Raw genomic sequence first — 23202 nt, forward strand, 5'->3', positions numbered from 1 at the left:
CTGTCTACTTGACAGGGGTCAGTTCAAGTAGGGAGGTGATTGCTATATACATTATTCTTTTATCACATCTTCAAGTAACCAAGTATAAATATAACTCGCATCATATGTGGTGCGTAATTCTCTATCAATATCCATATGAGCAGTGGAAAGGGTAATGCCTGGATATTCAACATCACCTTGCATCGGATAGTGCGGACTAATTATAGCTTCTTCACCCGGTTGTAGTTCGACATATGTTTCTACACCTTCGATAGGATCAGGATACATCATGAAAGCACCTTGTTCCTCGCCATCCGTAAAAGGAAAACGAATTAACGAATCAGCACTTACAGTAATTGGATAATCACGCTCATTTTTTATGTTAAAGTTAAGACGAATAAATGTTTCACAATTCCTTGTCTGAGAGCAATACTCTTGCGCTGTCTCTCCGTTAATGGACTCAACATATTCTCCATCAATTAATGTTGCTTTAAATCCATTCATATCATATTCTTCTCCAACTTTATCATGACGATCATAATCATCGACAAAAGGCATAATCAGTGCATCCTTTGGTTCGATCATATGTGGAACTTGAATATTTTCTAAAGTCATCTCATCTGTTTGAAGATCTTCCCATCCTTCTTGGTATTCCTCACGAGACAGGCTTGTGCTATAAACTGGATAAAGTGTATATCCATCATCCGCTGCTCCGAGTTTATAAGGATAGTACCAATCAATACTTACTAATTCTAAATCAACGGAGCTATAGGTAAAGAGGAAATCCAATAGTTTTTTCGTACGAATCATTGCATCTAGATATGTATCATCATAATCTTCTCCAAGCTCGCCAATTAAAGTCATTTCAATCCTATTATTATTAAAGCGAATCGAACTTGACTCATTATAGAAGCGTCCTAAGTAACCATGTACTTCTTGTAGCCCGACAGTATTTGGCCCATCTTTTATATCACTATTTACATTGGACTGATAGCCAAATTCCTCCACGATAAAACGGCCAGTATCACGAACGATATCTTCGACCATACTTGCTTCAAAAAAGATATCTTCGGGTATATCAGTTGGAATATCGCTATCTTCTTGCTGTTCACTTTCCTCCTGCTTATTTTGAGATTCTTCATTTCCGGAATTTTCTTCTTTATCTCCACAAGCTGTAAGTAAGGAAATAATCAGTATCATGCTGATTAACCATTGAAACTTCTTCATATCTTTCACCTTCCACATTATGATCTTCTAGTTGTTTTTAAAAATATAAAAACATTATTTTTTATTTCCCGATTTAGGGAAATATTAAACAAAAAATCTACAGAAAAACGACCGTAAAAGCGTTGGGCAAGTGCAGTTTAGTATAAAAGACACAATCATTATAAATAAGCTGGAATGGTCTTTTCTTTAGGTAGTTTATTAAAGTCTACTAGTTAATAACTAAGTTCCTTTATTCTTAGCAATCGAAAAGAAATTTGGAAGTTCACTATATGCTATACTCAAAAATAACTAAAAGTCTAGAAGGAGTGGTTATTTTTGAGTAATAGAAGAACAGATTCTGCTTCAAGAGTAATTAATTCATCTACGCAAAACATTTATCAGGCCTTTTTGGATCCAAATTCAATGATTTCGTGGCTTCCACCGCAGGGGATGAAAGGGTATATCGACAGATTTGATCCTGTGGAAGGAGGATTTTTTAGCATTATTCTTACCTATGAAGAATCTAACCCCGTACGTGGTAAGACATCAGAAAACACAGATGCAATGCAAGGAAAATTTTTAGAATTGATTCCGAATAAACGAATTGTGCAATCGATCATATTTGATTCGGATGATCCCGCCTTTTCAGGTGAGATGATTCAAAGCTGGGTATTGGAACCTGTTTCGAATGGTACAAAGGTTACGGTTATTTGTGAGAATGTACCCAAAGGAGTAAGGAAGGAAGACCATGATGTTGGTTTAAACTCCACATTGGAAAATCTCGCTGCCTTTACGGAATGATCAACTTACTCCATTATTGTTTTCTTGAATTTGTTTCTGTAATAGGCTCCCTTGAAGCAGGGAAGCGCGCTGATATCGTTGTATTAGATCGCAACCTTTTTGAGATACCTGCAGAAGAAATTCGTGATGCAAAGGTAAGTTTAACTATGATGGATGGGAAAGTATTGTATGATGAGAAAAATAATGGAAAGTAGAGTTGAAAAATGTCTAAAACACTAAATAGTTTTCCGAGATTTGATGGGTATAGAATGCCTGGAGAGTTTGAGCTACATACGGGAACATGGATGTTATGGCCCGAAAGAACAGATACATGGCGACTAGGAGCTAAGCCTGCACAGCAAGCGTTTGCTAATGTTGCTAAGGCAATTTCTCAATTTGAGCCTGTTACAATATGTGTGTCTGCCAAGCAATATGAGCATGCAAGATCTATATTACCTTCTAGTATTCGTATTGTAGAAATGTCATCTAATGATGCTTGGATGCGTGATATTGGGCCAATATTTGTAATAAATGATCAAGAGGGAATTCGTGGAATAGACTGGGGCTTTAATGCATGGGGAGGTATTGATGAAGGATTATATTTCCCCTGGGACTTAGATAGCCAAGTAAAACAAAAAGTATTAGACATAGAGCGAATTGATCGGTATGATGCTCAGGACTTCATTTTAGAAGGTGGAGCAATTACAGTTGACGGGGAAGGAACCCTAATTACTACAGAGCAGTGTGTTCTAAACCCAAATCGTAATCCGAATATGTTAAAGGCGGAAATTGAAAAGAAATTATCCGATTATCTAAACATTGATAAGGTCATTTGGTTAAAAAATGGCATGGTTAATGATGAAACAGATGGACATGTTGATGAAGTTGTATTTTTTGCCCGTCCAGGCGAGGTAGTTATGAGCTGGACGGATGATATCAATGATCCCAATTATACGGTTTTACAGGATGCATATAAGCAGCTGAGTAACACACAAGATGCCAAAGGAAGGAAACTTAAAATTCATAAAATACCTCTTCCTACTCAGCAAGCTATGTCTGCAGAGGAAAGTGCTGGAATTGATTTTGCTATTGATAGCTATCAAAGAATGGAAGGATTAACCTTTGCAAGCTCCTATGTCAATTGCTACTTATGTAATGGTGGTTTAATATTACCTGCATTTGATGATCCCCAAGATACAGTAGCTCTAGGAATGTTTCAAAAGATTTTCCCAGATAGAGAGATTATTCAAGTTCAAACAAGAGAAATCAGCTTTGGTGGGGGGAATATTCACTGTATTACACAACAACAGCCAAAGCCATAATAAACATATAAAGTCTATAAAAAATCGCCCTTTCTAAAATGGTTATGTAGTAACTCCATTTTGAAGAAAGGGAGATTTTTTTGAATAATTATTAATAGAGAAAATTAGTATTTAACGATTTTTTCTTCAGGAGGCTGATATTTAAATCCATAGGTGCATTTTCTCCAAATCCACTCGAATGGACCAATAGACCATCTTTCAAAGAAAAGTATACTCCAAACCAACTGAATTCCATAAATAATAACGGAAAGCCATAGGGACTCTATGAAGGTGACAACTTGTAATTGTAAGAGTGAAATAAGCATGACACCAAGTAGGTTCTGCGTCAAATAGTTTGTAAATGCCATTTTTCCAACTAGTCCAACACCACCAAAACGCATAGCCATCTTATCTTGATTAAAAATAAGAAAGAGAATAGCAAGATAGAAATAACTCATTGGTAATGCAAATATACTAGAAATCTGCATTACTTTTGCTATTTCTCCACCATATGCTTGAGTGATTAATATCCCTCCAAGAATAAATAATGGAGCAGTAATGAAGGCTATTGTTTTTAATGCTTTACTGGTTCGTTTATTTGCTTCAAGCCAGCCCATTTTCCCGAAAAATAATCCTGTGATAAAGCTAATCGCAACAATAAGTAAATCATTACTATCGAATAACTCTGAATGGATGACCTGAAAGTACAATAGGAGACCAATAGTGAAATGGGCTACGATTAATACACTTAGCCAAATCCCAACGGTTTTCGTGCTACGATGGAAGAATGGTAATAAAATCAGTCCAATTAATGCGTAAATGACTAAAATAGATCCAGTAAAGATAAAAATATGGATTAAACCAAATAAGAATAAGAAAAATAATCTTTTACTAAATAACCATAATGGTCTTTGCCCGCGCTCGACAGCATTGGATGCAAAAATAAAGAAACCTACACCAAATAAAAAGGAAAACATCGTGTAGAATTTTTTCTCAACAAAGATAGCGAGTAATAAATCAACTATATTTCCTTGCATCATAGAAGGCAATGGTAGGTCATCCGTAAAACCCTGTCCATAGGATGGGATATTAATTAATAAAATACCAAATAATGCAATCCCGCGAATAATATCAAGTGAAGCATATCTTTTTCTCATAGCGCACGTCCTTAATCTTCAAAGACTTCAGTTAAAGCCCTTCCATCCACTGCTTTAAAATCTAACTCTAAAATATGTGCAATGGTTGGAGCAAGGTCAACTACATTTGCTTCTTTTAGCTGATAATTGGTTTTTACTCCTGGCCCTGTAATAATTAAATTACTTGTATATCCCTTTTTATATGGTGAATAACCATGTGTAGCATGCCTTTCACCGTTTTCATGTAAGTCCACAATAACTTCTTTATCATGTTCATTTGCGAAGGCATAGCCTGCTTTTGCTTCGAGCATATACTCGAATTTATCCTCTACATGAAACTGTTCTAGCTGGCTTCGATTATAAATTGCTTCAATACCGTATTTGGACTGGTTAGAAGCTTCTTCTAATAGTTTTAACGCAAAATCTTTTGCTTCTGTATCATTTTCCTTCACATGTAAATAAGCTGAGCCATCTGCACTTTGCACATAAGCACGCCAATGCATTTCACCATTTTCTTCGTAAATTAATCCATTATCTTTAAAGAGGCGATTCAAATATACTTTATAATGGACATCGAGTTGTCCATGATCTCCAATAATGATAAAGGTTGTTTCATCTGCAATCCCAGCTTCATATGTGGCATGAACGATTTGACCAATTCGATTATCCATTCGTTCAATTACATCCTCAATAATTTCTGCCTTTGTGCCGTGATGATGTTTATGCTCATCTAAATCAATTAGATGTGTGAGTAATAAATGAGGCTTTTTCTTTTTAATTGTTTCTACAGCACAGGCCGTAGTAAAGTCATCTAAATTGGGTTGTTTAATCCCGTCGCGAAGCTTACCGAATTTTAATTCCATCATTGCTGAATAGAGCTTACTACCATTTTTTAAAACTTTTAATGCCTGATTTTCCCCACGCACTGCTTTCATTTCTGGAATATTATAATCTATTTTGGCTTTTCCAGTTACTGGCCATAGATTACTTGCCGTTTTTAGGCCTTTTGCTGTAGCCGCTTCATAAATGGTCGGAAGCTTAATAACGTCACGATACCAATGCCAATCCTGATCATCTACAGGTACAAAAGGCTGAAAAGGGTTATTGTGAAAAACCCCATGCTTATTAGGATAAGCACCTGTTACATAAGAGCTATGAATCACATAGGTTAATGTTGGGTAAACGCTTCGTACTTGAGTTGTTGAAGCCCCTTTAGCAATTAGCTTTGCTAGGTGTGGCTTTTTCTTGGCACTTTCCCAGTTGTCTTTTGAAAATGCATCATATGAAATAACAATAACATGTTTATTTTTCTTCATTTAATCACCCTATGATTTCTTTTCTATAAGTGTCTTCTTTTGGTAGGAGTAAGAACACAATTAAACCGATGATAAATAATGGAATAATCGATAAAATACTATATCTTGCATCTCCTGTAACTGTAGTTGTCAGTGACATTAAAAATGGTCCAATGATAGCTGCAAATTTACCAAAAATATTATAAAAACCGAAGAATTCATTCGAACGTTCTTTTGGAATAATTCTTCCATAATAGGAGCGGCTTAGTGCTTGAATTCCACCTTGAGCAGAACCAATCATGATTCCGAGAATAAAAATATGCCATAATTCGGAAATGAAAAATGCTGCAAGACAGACAATGGTATATGTCGCAATTCCGAAGATAATCATTGCTCGAGCGGAGTATTTCTTAGCAAGTGTCCCATAAAGTAATGCACATGGGAAAGCTACGAGCTGAATGATTAATAGAATTCCTAATAGCATAAATGTATCAAATGCATCTGGCCCAAGTACACTTGTTGCATATGGCACAACCATTTTAATAATCGTATCCACTCCATCAATATAACAGAAGTATGCGATTAAGAAGATGAACACAACTTTATACTTTTTAATTTCCTTAAATGTAGATCCTAAACGTTTGAAGCTATTGGAAATAGGTTTCGGGTCTGGTTCGATAAAATGACGCTGATGGACATCTTTAAGCATTGGAAAGGTGAATAACCCCCACCATAATGCAGTAATAAAGAAGCCAACTTGATAACCAAGTGCTAAATCCATGCCCATAAAATAAATAACTCCTAAGCTAAGTGCAAAAGGAATAACACTTGCGATGTAACCAAAAGCATAACCACTTGTTGATACCTTATCCATGCGATCATCTGAAGAGACATCAACTAAAAATGAATCATAGAACACATTTGCTCCAGCAAAACCAATACAAGAAAGTACATATAAAATAATTAATAATTGCCACTGTCCACTTGCTGGTGGAATAAATGTGAATGCTAATGTTGTTAAAATCCCTAACGCTGCAAAAAATGTAAAGAAACGTTTTTTCTTGTCCTTATAATCTGCGATAGCGCCGAGTACAGGACTTAAAACAGCAACAATAATACTTGCAAGAGAGTTGAAATAGCCGAGGTCCATATTATTAACCCCATCAAACATTCCAAATACAATAGGAAACAAGGCTGTTGTAATAGCAATAGAATAAGCTGAATTTCCGCAATCATATAAGATCCAAGACTTTTCCGCTTTTGTTAGCTTCAAAAAATCTCCTCCTTTATATTAAGGAATCATAGTTTGATTATACTATTGTTTGTAAATTATATAAGGAAATTTTCGAAAATTTATAATATATATAAGTTTTATTATGTGAAAGGAACTACAAAAAAGCATGTTAAAATAAAATATTATTCAGAGGAAAGAGGAGCAGCTATGACATCAAAATTAAACATATTTCTTAACGAATACTTCCCAAAGTTAAGTCTCACACCAGGATTATTTTATGAATGGTCACCGGCTTTGCGTTTTGAGCTTGGGATTGATTATTCACATGAGCTTGCTTATCCTAATAGTCCATATTTACAGCAAGTATATCACCGCGCGAAAACATTATTTTCTGCGGTTAATGATAAGGAGGATGACATCTTTCTTTTGGTTGACGCAACTGGAGGAAAGGTTTTTGATAAGAAGAAGTTACCACATAAGCATCAAAATTTATTTTTCCCTTATGTTAGAAACAGGGAAATATTAAAGAAACTTACCTTAGAGAAAATAGATTTACCAGAAGAAGAGAGATGCTTCTCGCGATTTGTTCTGCCTTGTAAAGTCAAAGAAATACGCATGCATAAGTTATTAGAGGCAATTTGTAATCAGGATATGGGTATTATTCCACAGTATCAACTGCCAGTATATGTGGTGAATAAAACGAAACAAACGATTTTTTATGCCTATGATGATCAGGGTTGTGATATTTTAGCAGCAAAGACAAGTAAAATTACCCATGTCTATGAACAATTCAATGCTTGGATATTAGATTATGATCGTAAACAGATTGATTCTGTTTTTAAGCGTTAACAAGTTTTATCTCCATATTTTTACTAGATTTACCAGTCCCTTTGGTTTTTATGGATAATAACTTATTAAAAGGAAATATTTAGAATTTATTATCGAAATTGTTAGAAAAACGTCGAGTTTTTGTATATTTTTCCTGCATTTTAGTAATAAAGTACGATATACTTTATGAAGAACAAAATGCAAGGTTGATGGGGAGATTAGAATGGATTTGGAAAAGTATGGAAATCTAGTGTACCAGCGCATACGTGAAAACTTTCAAACATGGAGCGAAACAGATTCCGTAACTGAAAAAGATATATATTTCTTTTTACAGAAAATCAAGGGAACTGCAGGGGCGATTGGGTTAACAGAATTAATGACAATTGCAACAAAAAAGCTGGCAAAGCTAGATGGAGATAGTGAACAACTATGGTCCAAAAAGCAATGGTCAGCCTTTTTAGGGCCGCTTATGGAAATGCAGTCTTTCCATGATAAAAATAATCTTTCAGAAATAGAGAAATGGACGAATAAAGAAAGTATGATGAAAGAGTTTATTCTAATTATTGACGATGATATTGTGTTTATTGCTTATTTAAAAAATATATTAGAAGCAAAAGGTTATTCGGTAATTGTTGCCCATAATGGTAAGCGTGGTCTGGAATTAATTTATGAGCTACAACCTGCAATTGTTTTTTTAGATATTATGCTCCCAGATACAGATGGATTTTCCATATTAAATAATATAGAAAGTATTAAAAAGGATCGTACCTTTATTACAATTATTAGCAGCTTTAATGAGAGAGAGAATAAAGTCCGTGCATATGAGCTTGGAGCAATGGATTTTATATCAAAGCCTATTGATAAAGATATTTTAATAGCTTATGTAGAAAATCGCCTTGCTTATCGTAAAGAATTAGAATATGCGGTTTTAATGGATGAATTAACACAAGTATATAATCGTAAATTCTTAGAAAGCCAGTTACATACGCTAACCGAGGAATATAAGAATAATAAGGATGTATTTACCGTTGCTGTTATGGATCTTGACTTTTTCAAACAGATTAATGATACACATGGACATTTAATCGGTGATGAGGTATTGAAAGGATTTGCGCAGCTTGTGATGGACATGAAGCGTTCTCAAGATATCTTCTGTCGATACGGTGGTGAAGAATTTGTATTACTTATGCCAAATACGACGAAAGAAGAAGCTCATCCTATTATTGAAAAACTACGTCAGTTATTTGAAAAGAAGATGTTTATAGGTAGTGGTAAGTTTTTTCGAACAACATTCTCATCTGGGATTATGGATATTAATGATGAATATACACATGAGAAAAAGCTTTTTGAAGCAGCAGACAAAGCCCTTTATGTTGCCAAAGAAGCAGGTAGAAATAGAATTGTTCTCTTCAATCCTACTTTAGAGACGGTGAAGAACAAGGTGAAGCTACGTGTTATTGTGGTAGACGATGTGAATTTAATTCGTCAAATCATCATCCGACATTTCGCTGAGCTGCCTAAAAATGACCTCATTGATATAGAAGTATTAGCTTTTGATGATGGACTTAAATTTTTAAAAGCAGATTGGTTTGAACCAGGATATAAATATGTCATCCTACTTGACTGGATGCTACCGAACATGAATGGTATTGATATATTAAAAGAAATCCGTAAAAAGTATTCTTCTAAAGATGTCATTGTTTCCATGTTAACCGGTAGAACGGGAGAAGAATATGTACTTGAGGCCTTTAGAAATGGTGCAGATGACTATATTTTAAAACCGTTTCAAATTGGTGAAGTGTCTGCACGGATTCTAAATTTAGCAGAACGTATTTTTACAAAGGGTTAAATCATAGATTAGAAAAACAGTTAGTATCCAAGACTTTTTTATGGATACTAGCTGTTTTTCTGCTTTAGGGGATATAGTTAAAGAGGTTGTTCAAAAAGTCCAATAAAAATGACACATCGAATTTCTGCGTTAGCTTGCTTTTCCGTTGCTCATGTATTAAAACCATACATTCCGCTACTCTAAGCTACGCTGCCTTGAACTTCTCGGTCCTTTTTACTGACCTTTTTGAACACGCACTTAAAGATAAATTTGACGTTGACCTAACGTCATGATGTAAAATTCTATTTGAATAGAGGTGAATAGATTTGAATGAAAAAATGTATACAGTAAAAAAATTTGCTGAACTAACTGGTGTTACAGAGCGTACCCTCCGTTACTACGATCGAAAGGGCGTATTGGTTCCAACGAATTATAATGAAAAAGGTCATCGTTTATATAATCATGCAGATATTGTTAAAATGCAAAAAATTTTAACACTTAAATATTTAGGTTTTTCTTTGAAGGAAATTATTGAAAGTCTTTCTAAACATTCCACAAATAGTGTGCATGATACATTGAATAAACAAAAAGAGCTACTCAAGAAAAAAAGAGATGAAATAGATAATGTAATTCAGACAATTTCAAGGGTGGAAGAAATTATTCAGCACGAAGAGGTTGAAAGCGATCTACTGCTAGCGATAATTCACTCGATTCAAATTGAAAAAAGACAGGAAGATTGGTTATCTAATCAACTTTCTAAGCCAATGGTTGACAAGGTATTTATGCAACATCTGTCTGAAGAGGAGAAGTTGAATACCGAGCGCGAGCTGTTAATTGCTATAAATAAGCTACAAGGTTTTTATGAGCATGGAGTTCCCCCGAATGCTATAGAAGTTCAAAGCTTAATGAAGCAATTAGGAGAGATTCTAAACAAAGTTATCGAACCAGAATATCAAGAAGAACTAGAGAAGCTAAAGATAGAAGAAAGCTCAACATATTATTTTTCCCTTATATCAAAAGGGCTCCAGGATTATGCTTCAGAAGCCTCAAGAATATTAAATGAGGAAAATAATACCAAAGGAGGGGATAAATATAAAAGGTAATCGACTGCAAATACCCATTTTACTTATGATACTTTCTATTGTAATAATAAGTAGCTATATTATTTTGCGTTTAAATAATGTTAGTAGTTTAGTCGTAATATTATTAACTTTAGCTTTAATGATTTTATGCCCATTGAGTATTTATTTCTTTTGGATACGTCCTAGAGCTATGCCGAAATTATTAGTCTATTTATCATTTATTTTATGTTTAGGAATTACCTATGTTATTATCCCAACTTCCCAAAAAGCCTTTTTAAATCAAATGCTAGTATGGATTATTCCTATATTGGAAGTTAGTATCTTCATTTTTGTTGTATATAGTATTGTGAAAAGCATTATTCGATATAAGAGAATTAATTTGAATAAGCGTTATAATTTTCTGGAGGTAATAAGGAAAGCACTCGAGCCAAAATTGGGTAATGGTTTTGTGCTAGAAGCCATTTTAACAGAAGTCAGCGTTTTCTATTACGCAGTATTGGTATGGTTTAAGAAGACAAAGAAACAAGAGAGTGGAGCATATACATACCATAAAACTTCACAAATAAAAACTGTAATCATTGTATTTTCCATTCTCCTTGCTATAGAGGGAGTGGCACTTCACTTTATTATTCAGTTATGGAGTACTATTGCAGCATGGATTTTTACCGTATTAAATGTTTACGCACTGTTTTATATGGTGGGCCTTTATAATTCTACCAAGTTTTTGCCTCATATTATTCATCGAGATAAGCTCATTGTACGTCTTGGCTACCAAAGCAGTATTGAATTAGATATTAGAAATATAGAAACAATTAAAACGGCTCAAGCTCAAGGAGGAATTGGAGAGAAAATACCGAAAACGACCTATTATTCATTGTTGAATATGGATACTCCACATTATGAAATTTTATTAGAAGAGCCAGTTTTGATGAAAGGTGCTTATGGCAGAAAAAGGCATGTTAATACTGTTGTTTTCAGAGCAGATAAGCCTAATGAAATGATTGATCAAATAAACTTGATGAAGAATCAATTTTCGGATGAAAAGCAAGATTAGCTTGTTGTGTTAGACATAAAAATACTCCCTTCCTAGCATAAGAGAATTCTTCCTACTTCTCTGCCCACTATAAAGGGAGTATAGCTATAAACGTATTATTGACCTTCTAATTCATCTGTTAATTGAACTAATTCATCAATTAATTCACCAATATATGCAATGGTGTTCTTCAGTGGTTCATCTGTTGTAATATCAATATTTGCCATCTTCGCTAAGCCAATTGGATCCTTAGTTCCACCAGCGTTCAGCACATTAATCCAGTCTTCTACTGCAGATTGCCCTTCATTTAGTACCCGTTTTGCCATTTCCGTAGAGACAGTCAATCCGGCACTGTACGTATATGGATATAAGCCCATATAGTAATGAGGCTGACGCATCCATGTACGCTCTGCTCCATCATTTATTTCTACTGTATCTCCCCAGAATTGCTCCAATGTCTCGCGTTTTAGCTTATTCAATACATTGGCATTCACACTACCACCAGCATCGATAATTTCATACACTTTGCGTTGATAGTCACCCTCTAAGAGATGTGTGACAAAGTTATGATAGTAGGTGCGAGAAACAATGGAAGAGATTACCCAGCGTTTGAAGCGTAAATCATCCGTGTTTTTCAGAAGATGATTTGCAAGTAACATCTCATTCATTGTAGATGGAGCTTCAATAAAGTAAAGAGATGGACGTGCATTTAAAATAGATTGTGAGTCATTTGCATGGTAGAAATGTCCAGCATGACCTAACTCATGAGCAAGAACAAATACATCCTCCATACTTCCTGTCCATGAAATAAGAATATATGGATGGTGACCATATGGACTAGCACAGAATGCTCCAGTTGATTTTCCAATATTTTTCACAAAATCAATCCAACGTTCATCATAAGCACGTTCCACCATGCCAAGATAATGATCACCCATGATGGAAAGACCTTCTAGAATATGTTTTTTAGATTCCTCTACAGTGATTTTTGGCTCATATGCAGGATCGAGAGGAATCTTTAAATCTGCAAAAGTCATTTGATCTAACTTATGAATACGTTTTAAGAGTTTTGCATATTTACGCATATGTGGTGCCAACTCATTCATAATTAAATCAATTTGACGATTGTACATGTTTCGATCTACTTCCTGATTGTGTAGTAAGTAATCGAAGATAGAGTCATAGCCACGCAGATCGGCAGTTGTTTTTTCTGTTTGTAATAAAGTGTCATATGTTTTCGCAGTCGTATGCTCGTAGTTTTGTAATTGGCTATAAAAGGCTTTATACGCAGCACGACGCACATTGGTGTCAGGAGTAGATTCTAAATCTCCTTCAAAGGTGGTGTAGCTTAAGGAATAGGTGTTGTCATCCACTGTAAAATCATCAAACTTTAAGTCAACAAGCTTTGTTGTGTTATATAAACTATATGGTGCTTGGAAGGTAGAAGCATATGCAGCCAATGTTTTTTCTACTTCTGGTGCTAATTGATATGGCTTACCACGAATAATTTGTTCAAAGTATTTCATGAAGTCTGGCTCTGCATCTTTAAGTGCAGTTAATTTTTCTGTTTCTAAATTCATTAATTCACTTCGAACAAAGGAGAGAGAACTCCCAATTTTACTAGAAATACTTGCTAGCTTATTAGAACGCATTTGTGCCTCGTCATCTGTTTGGTCCCCACTTAATGAAAGTCGTGCATAGGTTTCAATTGGTACGAGCTGTTCAGCAATTTTCTGGTAAGCGCGTAATCCTTCTAATAGAACCTGGTCATTTGCTAGCTGTCCTTTATAAGTTGTTTCGAAAGCCACTACATCTTCCTGAACTTTGGCAAGCGCTGCTTCATATTGCTCCTCCGAAGAAAATAAATCCTTTAAATTCCATGTATACTGCTTGTCTACTTCAGCACGTGTTGGTAATTTTTTAGACACATTGTTTCTCTCCTTTATATGAAAATTGATTTTAAGAGGTTGTTCGAAAAGTCCACCAAAAATGACACATCGAATTTCTGCGTTAGCTTGCTTTTCCGTTGCTCATGTATTAAAACCATACATTCCGCTACTCTAAGCTACGCTGCCTTGAACTTCTCGGTCCTTTTTACTGTCCTTTTTGAACACGTATTTTAAACAATAAAAACAAAACTACAGACCCTTAATATGTTTTTTATATGCTCGAATGAAATCATTTGCATCTTCAACAATGTGAAAGCTAAAGACACCGCGAATGGTATGAATATATAGCATTCCATTCCCGTTTGAGAACTTCTTATAAGATAAATCAAATGTTTCCTTATGCGGAAATTGGGATGTAAATGAATAAATTCCTTGTGCAGTAAGTTGTAGTTGATATATTTGTGCAACATAAGTTACCCCAGAGATATCAATCTTTCGCTCAACTTCTTCATATTTTAATATGATATTCATGTTTCCCACCTAATATTTACAGATTCTTAAATATTTTTGCACTCTTTCTTATTACTTTAACTTAAGATTGAAAAATATCCAACAAAGAAGGCTGTGTTAAGATAAATATATATGAAAGAGCTTTAGGAGTGTGCCTATGTATAAATTAGTCTCCAACTATCGAAACAATCAACAATTAAGAGAGAGCTTTAATCAATTAGCGCTCAAAACCTTTGATCTTGATTTTCGAAATTGGTATCAATATGATTATTGGAATGAGGATTATATTCCGTATTCTTTTATCAAAGGAAATCAGGTAATCGCAAATGCATCCATCACTAAATTACATATCATTATCAATGGAAAATCCTACCATGCTATTCAGATTGGTACAGTGATGACAGATGAAAAATACAAAAAACAAGGGTTAGCTCGCAAATTAATGGAGCATATTTTAGAGAAATATAAAGATGCTTGTGATTTCATTTATTTATTCGCAAATGAAACGGTCTTGAATTTCTATCCGAAATTTGGTTTTACACGTATCGATGAATCCGTATATTGTCTGGATTTAGAAGAAACTGGATTAGCTTCTTCTATTTCTGAAAATATCCGAAAAATTATGATTGAAGAAGACCGTGCATTATTAGAGAAGTTTGCAAAAGAAAGATATGTGAATAGCCAAGTATTGGATGTGCAGGACTATTCTAGCTTATTATTATTTTATTTTTCTATTCCTTTCCATGATATGATTTACCACATAGCAGAATTAGATACACTTGTTTTAATGGAGGAAGAAGGAGATACTATTCATGTTTTTGATATTATTGCTTTAAAGAAGCCGGATATTAAAACAATAGTAGCTAATATCCAAAAAGAAACGACTAAAAAGGTAATTTTTTATTTTACAATCGATGAAAATATGACTGGATTAAGTGTAGAAAAACAGTCGAATGATGAAGATGCATTATTTATTTTAGCAAAGGAACCACTATTAAATGGGCATTTTTTGTTTCCAATTACATCACATACTTAAGGAAGATTAATTATGTCAAATAAAGAAAAGAGCGCAAAGCTCGTTCAGAAATATGAGGATAAACTACGCTGTCCAATTTGCGAGGAACAAGTTCAGGTTGTGGAGCTACGTAGTCTACAATGTGCGAATAACCATAGTTTTGATTTTGCCAAGCAAGGATATATCAATATGTTGATGCGATCTGTAAAAACACCTTATGATAAGGCATTGTTTGCTTCAAGGCAGGAAGTGATAAGAGAAACAAATTTATACACGAAGCTGCATGCAAGTGTGGCAGATATCCTTAAAACACACCTAACTAAAGAGATTACGATATTGGATGCTGGGTGTGGTGAAGGTTCACACTTAGAGCAGATTATGAAGAAAAGCGATCTCAATAATATGCTTGGAATTGGAATTGATATTGCAAAAGAAGGTGTGCTTCGAGCGGCTAAGCATTATCATCATGCGATATGGCTAGTTGGCGATTTAGCAAATGCTCCACTAGCTAATCAATCCTGTAACGCCATTATAAATATCTTATCTCCAGCAAATTATCAAGAGTTTAAACGGATTTTATCAGAAGAAGGCATCGTAGTGAAGGTTATTCCAGGCAAGAACTACTTTAGAGAGCTAAGGGAAGCACTTTATGCGGATGATAAACAGACTTATTCAAATGAAGACACGGTTGAATTGTTTGAAAATCAATTCCAACTTATAGAGCATATGCATGTACAAACAACAGAGAGCATATCAGAGCAAGAACTAGAGCACTTAATCAATATGTCCCCATTAGCTTGGAATATAGAAGAAGGAGAAAAAGATCAACTGCGAAAGCATGGGATCGATCAATTAACGATTGATTTGGAAATTTTGGTTGGCAAAAAGTCAGATAGATGAGACAGCGTATATTTTTGATACGCTGTTTTTTGTTGTGCAGAAAAATAGGAGATATTTAATTTATTTTTCCTCTACGATGACTAAATATATTTCTTTGTTTGTAAATAACTGAAAATTATTTATTGATTCAATATGTTAAATATTTTATATTTTTACTGACTTTTATTATCTATAATAAATTCGTGGATTAGATATAAATATTTCCACTAACTTACATAGACTGTGAAGTATTATTTTTTAATTATAGAAGGGATGAGTAAAAATATGAAAACAAAAATTACGGATGTAACAATCTATGATGGGGTAGGTAAAAAATTAGAGAATACAGAAATTCTGTTTGATGAATCTGGTATTCTAGCAATTGGTCAAGAAGCAGAAGCACAAGATGCAGATATGAAAATAGATGGTTCTGGCTATACATGCTTGCCTGGTTTAATAGATGCGCACGTTCATTTAAACAGTGATGGAGAACCGGATTCGATGAAACAGAAAGCAGAAGATAATGAAGCAACAGGTGCGTTAAGGGCATTAGTTAATTCAAACAAACATATACAGGCTGGAGTTGTTACAGTCCGAAATGCAGGCTCTAAATATAATATTGATATTTCTCTTCGCAATGCAATTAATGAAGGAATTGTAAAAGGTCCGAGAATTCTAGCTTCAGGTTATCCTATAGTGATGACAGGAGGTCATTGCCATAGCTGGGCAATGGAAGCAGATGGAGTTGATGAAGTTCGTAAGGCTGCCCGAAAACAATTAAAAGCTGGAGCTGATTTTTTAAAATTTATGGCAACTGGTGGCGGATTAACTCCTGGGGTGAAATCAGGTGCTTCCCAATTAAGTAAAGAAGAAATGAAAGCAGGATGCCAAGAAGCGGAAAATACCGGTAGAACTACAGCTGCACATGCCCAAGGAAATGAAGGGATTAAAAATGCAATTCGAGCAGGAATTACAACTATAGAACATGGTGTAGAGCTTGATGATGAGGCGATCGAGTTAATGTTAGAAAACGGAACATATTTAGTAGCTACATTAGCAGCGCCACATAATATTGTGAAACATGGTGTAGAGGCTGGTATTCCTGAATATGCTGTTCAAAAAAATAAAGAAGCTATTGTGCCGCATCAAGCAAGTTTCCAAAAGGCATACAGTGCTGGAGTTAAAATTGCGGCGGGTACAGATGCAGGGACACCTTTTAATTATCATGGAGATTTTGCTACGGAATTAGAGCTTATGGCAAAGTTAGGCATGTCAATTAGAGAAGTTATTACTGCAGCAACTTATACAGCAGCAGAAGCTCTACGTATTGAAAAAGAGACAGGAAGTTTAGAAGTAGGAAAATGTAGTGACTTAATTTTATTAAAAGGAGATCCTGAAGAAGATATTTCAGCATTTCGTAAGGTAGAGTATGTGTTTAGAAATGGAAATTTAATGTTTAAATCTAGTATTTAGAAATTGATTTGAACTATTTCATGGAATGGAGAAAAGAGGAAGAACTGTACGAAGAGGCGCGGAAAAATGAAAGCGTTTTATCCCTTTCGTATTTTAAGTTTGGATCGAATACAGTTCTTCGTTAAGCTTTGCTACATTCTCAATACAATAATATTTTCCTGATTTTGAAATAATGTTTTTAGAAATTAATAATTTGATATTGTTAGCTACTGTAACACGTGTAGCTCCAACCAAATCAGCCACTTCTTGTTGAGTAAAAGGGATAGTAATGTTGATCTGGCTGGGATTTTTAGGATCATCCCCATAAGACATCCCTAATTGTAAAAACATCAAGCATATTCTTTGATAAGAAGAGCTGTGGGCCAAGTATAAAGAGTCCTGTGTAAGGAGACGGATTTTAAGACTCATCATCTGTAGGAGTTGATTCATGTAAATCTTGTTTTTAAAGATAACATTTTGGAAGTCCATTGGTTTTACTTTTATAACAATGCTAGGACTAGAAGCAATAGCAGTTGCTACATGCCTTTGGTTTTGGAAGAAGTCACTTTCTCCAAGGAGTCCATTTTTACCGATAATTGCGATCGTTTTTTCGTCACCTGAGACAGAATTTAATGAAAGACGGATTCGTCCCTCTCGAACAATGTAAATATATTCAACAGGATCATTATAAAGAAATAAATTTTCGTCCTTTTTTATAGAAATCACAGCACCTAATTCTTCCAGCTCTGACCAATCATATGGAAGCTCGTCTAACCATGGTGAAAGTGACCAATCATTATTTAACATAGAATCTTTCCTTTCGTAAATGAAAAATATGCTGAATAGGAGTTTATATTTATGACAAAAATTTTTTTGAATTATCGTAATCAGTTTCCCATATTAAATCAAAGTATTCAACTTTCTAGCTGTTCACAGAGTGCAATGAATAAAAATGTAAAAGCACATATTAATAAATATATCGAGTCTTGGGAGAATAACGGGATGGATTGGGAAGGTTGGATGGATGCAGTAGAAAATTCACGTAAAAATTTTGCCCAATTAATTAATGCAGATGTAGATGAGATTGCAGTAGTTTCTTCTGTTTCTCATGCCATATCTGCAATTGCAAACAGCTTAAATCCTTCTAAAGCTCGAAATCAAATTCTTTTAACTGAAAATGACTTTCCTTGTGTTGGTCATGTTTGGCTATCACAGTCAAATGAAGCGTATGATGTGATTTTTGCATCAGAAGAAAATGGAAAAGTTTCATCAAAAATGTATGAAAAACTAATTAATCAAAAGACACTCCTCACCTCTATATCACATGTAACTTACTATAGTGGCTATAAACAAAATCTTAAAGAAATTGCAGAAATTGCGCATAAGAAAGGATCTTACTTATTTGTAGATGCATACCAATCTGCTGGCCAGGCTTCAATTGATGTGAAAGAGTCAAATATCGATTTTCTAGCTGCTGGTATGCAAAAATATCTTCTTGGTATACCTGGAATTGCTTTTCTTTATATCAAAAAGGAAATTGCTAAAAATCTTACACCTGAAGTGACAGGCTGGTTCGGTCAGAGTGATCCGTTTGCTTTTGATATTCAAAATATTAAGTATGCTTCGGGCGCTAGACGATTTGACTCGGGGACTGCGCCTATGATTAATGCATTTGCGGCAGAAGCAGCGTTAAATATTTTATTAGAAATTGGAGTTTCAAATATTGAAAAGTATTTACAAGAGCTATCTGCATTTACGATCGAATATGCAAAAGAAAAAAACTTAATAGTCAAAACCCCGTTGCTTCCAGAAAAAAGAGGAGCAATGACGGCGATTTATGTTCCCGATGCCAGTGAAATAGAAAAAAGAATGAAAGAGAAGAATGTTATTGTTTCTGCTAGAAATGATGTGATTCGTGTCGCACCACATTTTTATAACCATAAAGAAGACATAAAACATGCCATAGATTTATTGATCGAATTATCAAGATAAAGACTATATACCATGATCCTTTAACTTTTGTTATAGAAGCGTTTCTCTTTATGAGGGAGTTTTAAATAACATCTACTAAATAATAAGAATAATGTGGAGGATTTGTAATGAAAAAATACCAGTACAGGCTGTTTGCTGCCTTATTCGTTTTGATGTTTTTAATTGTAGGTTGTAGCTCAAAAGAGGATGGGACTTCAGAGGTAAATGGAGGAAGTCAGGAAAATAATGCTGGTGGAGAGTTGCGGATTGCGTTAAATGCGCAACCGCCAACATTAGATCAACACTTAGCTTCGGGAACTTCTACAAGAGATACAGGTAGATTAATTTTTGAAACACTTGTAACAACAAATTCAAAATATGAAGTGATTCCAATGCTAGCAGAATCAGTTGATATAAGTGATGATGGAAAAATATATACATTCAACTTAAGGCAAGGAGTTAAATTTCATAATGACAAAGAAATGATTGCTGAAGATGTCGTTGCTTCTATGCATCGTTGGTTAGATAAATCACCAGTTACGGGTTCAATTTTTGAGGGTGCAAAATTTGAAGCAATAGATAATCATACAGTTGTTTTAGAGCTAGCAAAGCCCTCTGCTCTTGTGATGGATACATTGGCATCACCTAAACAAGCAGCAGCAATCATGCCAAAAGAAATTATTGAAGCTGAGACAGAAGATGGATTACAAGAATATATTGGAACAGGTCCTTTTGAATTTGTAGAGTGGAAGCAGGATCAGTATATTCATTTTAAAAAATATGAGGATTATAGTTCAGTTGATTTTGAGTCAGATGGGCTAGCAGGAGAAAAAGTTGCTCTAGTTGATGATATCTACTTTGATATTGTAACAGATCCATCTACCCGTATAGCAGGTCTACAAACAGGCAGATATGATATTGTATATCAAATTGCGTATGATGACTATGAGAACGTAGATAGTGACCCGAATCTACAAATAATGTTAGATTCAGGGGGAGAATTAATCTACCTTTATAATAAGGAAGCAGGACCTGCAGCAGATTTTAAAATGCGAGAAGCAATAAATGCAGCATTAAATATAGATGAGATTCTTTTAGCTGCATTTACGCGAGAAGAGCTTTATAGTTTTTCACCAGGATATATGAGTCAAGACATTGTAAATTGGTCAAGCAATGCAGGGGAAGAATTTTATAACCAAAAAGATATAGAAAAAGCCAAAAAAATTCTAGAAGAAATTGGATATAATGGCGAGGAATTTAAAATATTGGTTACTCGCGATTATCCTGCATATTATCAGGCAGGGGTAGTTATTCAAGAACAGTTGACCAAAGCAGGGATGAATATAAAACTAGATGTATTTGATTGGGCAACATTTAACGAGATGATTAACGATAGTGATAGCTGGGATTCGCTAGTTGTTGGCGTTTCATCAGTAAATACTCCTATTCAATTAGTACAGATTAATCCAACTTTTGCAGGTGGAGTAGGAGATCAAGCGATAATCGATTTATTAGAAGAAATTGAAACCTCTCCTGACGAAGAAGAAGCAAAAAGATTATGGGATGAATTACAAAGTTATGCGTGGGAAGAACACCTGCCACTTTCACAATTAGGATGTTATTATAATTTGTTTGGTGTTAGTAATAACGTAGAAGGATTCACAACATCCTCTGGTCCTGTTTTATGGAACACTCGAGTAACTAATTAACTAATTAATGTTTAAATATTCTTCAAAAAGGGGCTGTCCAATAAGCCCTAAAAATAAAACAAGGGGAAGAAAAATAACTCATTCTTCCCCTTGTTTTTCATTTGTAAAAAATCCTTGAAAAGTAGCTTGCGAAGCTCAGCTACTTTCAGGATATTGTGGGCTAATGCCAGGATCCCGAATTTCATGTGGAACTTATCGATGCCCCGTAAAGAAAATCTAATATGCCTAAAATGGATTTAGGCATATTTTTTGAGGAAAATAAGTGTTTGTTCAATCCTTTCAAGAAGTGATAAGATGAAATATATAGAATATAAGCTAATTTCAGTAAAGCAGGTGACATAATGAGTGATATTAAAGAATTACAAAAGAAGGCTGTTGCTTTTCGTGATGAACGGAATTGGCAACAATTTCATAAACCAAAGGATTTAGCATTATCCTTATCTTTAGAAGCAAGTGAGCTACTAGAGTTGTTTCAATGGAAAACAGATGAGGAAGCACTGGCAGAAAATCACCAAGATATGCAGGACGAGCTAGCAGATGTGGTTATTTATGCATTGCTAATTGCAGAGGCTACGAATATTGATCTTTATGATGCGATTGAAAATAAGATAAAGAAGAATGGATTAAAGTATCCTGTGGAGAAAGCAAGTGGAAGCAGGGTGAAATATACGGAATTATAATTAAAAATAATAAATAACCTGTGGCTATCTTTGATTATTAGATAGCCACAGGTTATTTATTTTGGCATCTAATATGTATGGTAATCAAGCATATTTTGCTTAATTATAAATTAATTCATAGTAAACTAATCAGAATACTTTACTTAATGGGAGTTTTAAAGTAAAATATTTAACAAATGAGTAGGAGATGTAACAAATAAAATGTTTGAATAGTTAGACATTAAATATAAAGGAGCGGTATATAGATGACAAAAGTATATATTTTACATGAGAATGATGAGTGGACAATTCATTTAACAAATCGTTTGGAGGAATTAGAAGTACCTTATGAAACATGGCATTTGGACCAGGGGGTTATTGATTTAACATCTGTTCCGCCTGAAGGTGTATTTTATAATCGAATGAGTGCCTCTTCGCATACAAGAAATCACCGTTATGCTCCTGAATTGGCTGGGGGAGTCCTAGCTTGGTTGGAATTACATGATCGTACTGTATTTAATGGATCACATGCACTTTCGCTAGAGATTAGTAAGATTAACCAATATACTGCATTAGAAAAAAGTGGGATTAAAACCCCGAAAACAATTGCAGCTGTTGGTCGGGATCAAATTTTCGAAGCTGCTGAGAAATTAGGAGAATCATCATTTATTACTAAACATAATCGAGCTGGAAAAGGCTTAGGTGTACGATTATTCCATTCAAAGGAAGCACTTAAAGAATATGTAGATGGTCCAGAATTCGAGGAGCCTGTGGATGGAATCACATTGATTCAACAGTATATTCAAGCTCCAAAGCCATTTATTACGAGAACTGAATTTGTTGGTGGAAAATTTGTATATGCAGTTAGAGTTGATACATCAGAGGGGTTTGAATTATGCCCCGCAGATGCATGTCGAGTGGATGATTTATATTGCCCAACAGGAGCAGTGGAAGAAGCGCCAATGTTTGAAATTATTGAATCTGGTATTGATCCAGACCAGATTGCACGATATGAAGCATTTTTAAAAGAAAACAAAATTGATGTAGCAGGAATTGAATTTATTCAAGATAGTGATGGAGAAATCTACACTTATGATGTAAATACAAATACAAACTATAATGCAGAAGCTGAAGCAAAAGCAGATAAATACGGTATGCTTGAGCTAGCAACATTCTTAAAAACTGCATTGGCCAATGAAAGTAAATAGGAATTAAACATACTAAGATTATTGGGTAATGTCATCAAGGGGTGACTTTACCCTTTTTTGATCATTTTAAGATAGGGATGAAAAATGTTATACTTATCTGTAGTAAAGAGTAGGAGGAATTATGATGATGTATTTACCATTATTCTTTTAATACGAGCTTTTAAAGTAAAAAAGCTCGTATCGATCTAAGCTGTCGATACGAAATTTA

At 34.6% G+C, this 23202-nt stretch carries 21 protein-coding genes; 14 read left to right on the forward strand and 7 right to left on the reverse strand.

Translation table 11 applies throughout. The annotated features are described in order from the left end of the window. Nucleotides 1-51 precede the first annotated feature (51 nt). Nucleotides 52-1206 carry a hypothetical protein gene (locus AB4Y30_RS01180; protein WP_368653708.1) on the reverse strand — a complete coding sequence of 385 codons (1155 nt, stop codon included), beginning with the start codon at nucleotides 1204-1206 and terminating at the stop codon, nucleotides 52-54. A 315-nt stretch (nucleotides 1207-1521) separates the two neighbouring features. Between AB4Y30_RS01180 and AB4Y30_RS01185 the strand changes: the two genes are divergently transcribed. The 3 genes from AB4Y30_RS01185 to aguA are packed head-to-tail and all read left to right on the forward strand — an operon-like array spanning nucleotide 1522 to nucleotide 3287. Continuing rightward, a complete protein-coding gene (locus tag AB4Y30_RS01185) occupies nucleotides 1522-1986 on the forward strand; it encodes an SRPBCC domain-containing protein (protein ID WP_368653709.1) in 465 nt (154 codons plus the stop codon). After that, nucleotides 1983-2180 (forward strand): amidohydrolase family protein, encoded by a 198-nt coding sequence (locus AB4Y30_RS01190; protein WP_368653710.1) that lies wholly within the window; start codon nucleotides 1983-1985, stop codon nucleotides 2178-2180. Before AB4Y30_RS01185 ends, AB4Y30_RS01190 begins: the two co-directional genes overlap by 4 nt. A 9-nt stretch (nucleotides 2181-2189) precedes the next feature. Then, entirely contained in the window at nucleotides 2190-3287 is a 1098-nt protein-coding gene (aguA, locus tag AB4Y30_RS01195; protein ID WP_368653711.1) for an agmatine deiminase, read from the forward strand. A gap of 104 nt (nucleotides 3288-3391) precedes the next feature. Here aguA and AB4Y30_RS01200 read toward each other — a convergent pair whose 3' ends face one another. From AB4Y30_RS01200 to AB4Y30_RS01210, 3 genes are read right to left on the reverse strand one after another with little or no spacing between them, the layout of a single operon-like run. Then, complete coding sequence (locus tag AB4Y30_RS01200) at nucleotides 3392-4423, reverse strand: DUF418 domain-containing protein (RefSeq protein ID WP_368653712.1); 1032 nt, start codon at nucleotides 4421-4423, stop codon at nucleotides 3392-3394. Between the two features lie 11 nt (nucleotides 4424-4434). Next, entirely contained in the window at nucleotides 4435-5718 is a 1284-nt protein-coding gene (locus tag AB4Y30_RS01205) for an alkaline phosphatase family protein (protein ID WP_368653713.1), read from the reverse strand. Nucleotides 5719-5722: 4 nt separating this feature from the next. Beyond that, nucleotides 5723-6970, reverse strand: coding sequence for an MFS transporter (locus AB4Y30_RS01210; RefSeq protein ID WP_368653714.1), 1248 nt, complete (start codon nucleotides 6968-6970; stop codon nucleotides 5723-5725). Nucleotides 6971-7138: 168 nt separating this feature from the next. Here AB4Y30_RS01210 and AB4Y30_RS01215 point away from each other — a divergent pair, with 168 nt between their 5' ends. The 4 genes from AB4Y30_RS01215 (at nucleotide 7139) to AB4Y30_RS01230 (ending at nucleotide 11723) form a co-directional block, all read left to right on the forward strand. Next, on the forward strand, nucleotides 7139-7780 hold the full coding sequence (locus tag AB4Y30_RS01215) for a DUF3885 domain-containing protein (RefSeq protein WP_368653715.1): 642 nt from the start codon (nucleotides 7139-7141) through the stop codon (nucleotides 7778-7780). Between the two features lie 202 nt (nucleotides 7781-7982). Beyond that, entirely contained in the window at nucleotides 7983-9608 is a 1626-nt protein-coding gene (locus tag AB4Y30_RS01220) for a diguanylate cyclase (RefSeq protein ID WP_368653716.1), read from the forward strand. 305 nt (nucleotides 9609-9913) lie between these two features. After that, nucleotides 9914-10690, forward strand: a complete 777-nt coding sequence (locus AB4Y30_RS01225) for a MerR family transcriptional regulator (RefSeq protein ID WP_368653717.1) — start codon at nucleotides 9914-9916, stop codon at nucleotides 10688-10690. Next, nucleotides 10647-11723, forward strand: a complete 1077-nt coding sequence (locus tag AB4Y30_RS01230; protein WP_368653718.1) for a hypothetical protein — start codon at nucleotides 10647-10649, stop codon at nucleotides 11721-11723. The genes AB4Y30_RS01225 and AB4Y30_RS01230 overlap by 44 nt, the downstream gene beginning before the upstream one ends. A gap of 95 nt (nucleotides 11724-11818) precedes the next feature. Here the strand turns inward: AB4Y30_RS01230 and pepF are convergent, their stop codons facing one another. Together pepF and AB4Y30_RS01240 are read right to left on the reverse strand one after the other, a co-directional pair. Further along, the gene (gene pepF, locus AB4Y30_RS01235) at nucleotides 11819-13630 is read right to left on the reverse strand and encodes an oligoendopeptidase F (RefSeq protein ID WP_368653719.1); all 1812 of its coding nucleotides are present in this window, start codon (nucleotides 13628-13630) and stop codon (nucleotides 11819-11821) included. A 210-nt stretch (nucleotides 13631-13840) separates the two neighbouring features. Beyond that, nucleotides 13841-14122: a hypothetical protein gene (locus AB4Y30_RS01240; protein ID WP_368653720.1), complete on the reverse strand. Its 282-nt coding sequence runs from the start codon at nucleotides 14120-14122 to the stop codon at nucleotides 13841-13843. A gap of 136 nt (nucleotides 14123-14258) precedes the next feature. Between AB4Y30_RS01240 and AB4Y30_RS01245 the strand changes: the two genes are divergently transcribed. From AB4Y30_RS01245 to AB4Y30_RS01255, 3 genes are all read left to right on the forward strand, one after another. Beyond that, nucleotides 14259-15137 carry a GNAT family N-acetyltransferase gene (locus tag AB4Y30_RS01245; protein ID WP_368653721.1) on the forward strand — a complete coding sequence of 293 codons (879 nt, stop codon included), beginning with the start codon at nucleotides 14259-14261 and terminating at the stop codon, nucleotides 15135-15137. Between the two features lie 12 nt (nucleotides 15138-15149). Continuing rightward, entirely contained in the window at nucleotides 15150-16016 is an 867-nt protein-coding gene (locus AB4Y30_RS01250; RefSeq protein ID WP_368653722.1) for a putative RNA methyltransferase, read from the forward strand. Nucleotides 16017-16280: 264 nt separating this feature from the next. Then, nucleotides 16281-17468: an amidohydrolase family protein gene (locus AB4Y30_RS01255; protein ID WP_368653723.1), complete on the forward strand. Its 1188-nt coding sequence runs from the start codon at nucleotides 16281-16283 to the stop codon at nucleotides 17466-17468. 93 nt (nucleotides 17469-17561) lie between these two features. On the opposite strand, the gene AB4Y30_RS01260 is transcribed toward AB4Y30_RS01255, so the two are convergent. Beyond that, nucleotides 17562-18254 carry a Crp/Fnr family transcriptional regulator gene (locus AB4Y30_RS01260; protein WP_368653724.1) on the reverse strand — a complete coding sequence of 231 codons (693 nt, stop codon included), beginning with the start codon at nucleotides 18252-18254 and terminating at the stop codon, nucleotides 17562-17564. A gap of 51 nt (nucleotides 18255-18305) precedes the next feature. Here AB4Y30_RS01260 and AB4Y30_RS01265 point away from each other — a divergent pair, with 51 nt between their 5' ends. The 4 genes from AB4Y30_RS01265 to AB4Y30_RS01280 all read left to right on the forward strand — a co-directional run bounded on the left by AB4Y30_RS01265 (nucleotide 18306) and on the right by AB4Y30_RS01280 (nucleotide 22994). Next, complete coding sequence (locus tag AB4Y30_RS01265; protein ID WP_368653725.1) at nucleotides 18306-19439, forward strand: aminotransferase class V-fold PLP-dependent enzyme; 1134 nt, start codon at nucleotides 18306-18308, stop codon at nucleotides 19437-19439. 107 nt (nucleotides 19440-19546) lie between these two features. Further along, nucleotides 19547-21127 (forward strand): ABC transporter substrate-binding protein, encoded by a 1581-nt coding sequence (locus AB4Y30_RS01270; RefSeq protein ID WP_368653726.1) that lies wholly within the window; start codon nucleotides 19547-19549, stop codon nucleotides 21125-21127. A 350-nt stretch (nucleotides 21128-21477) separates the two neighbouring features. After that, nucleotides 21478-21807, forward strand: a complete 330-nt coding sequence (locus AB4Y30_RS01275) for a nucleotide pyrophosphohydrolase (protein WP_368655141.1) — start codon at nucleotides 21478-21480, stop codon at nucleotides 21805-21807. A gap of 245 nt (nucleotides 21808-22052) precedes the next feature. Then, on the forward strand, nucleotides 22053-22994 hold the full coding sequence (locus AB4Y30_RS01280; RefSeq protein WP_368653727.1) for a RimK family alpha-L-glutamate ligase: 942 nt from the start codon (nucleotides 22053-22055) through the stop codon (nucleotides 22992-22994). The last annotated feature ends 208 nt before the right edge of the window (nucleotides 22995-23202 follow it).

The sequence above is a fragment of the Ornithinibacillus sp. 4-3 genome, from assembly GCF_040958695.1.
In the GTDB taxonomy this organism is placed as follows: domain Bacteria; phylum Bacillota; class Bacilli; order Bacillales; family Amphibacillaceae; genus CALAMD01.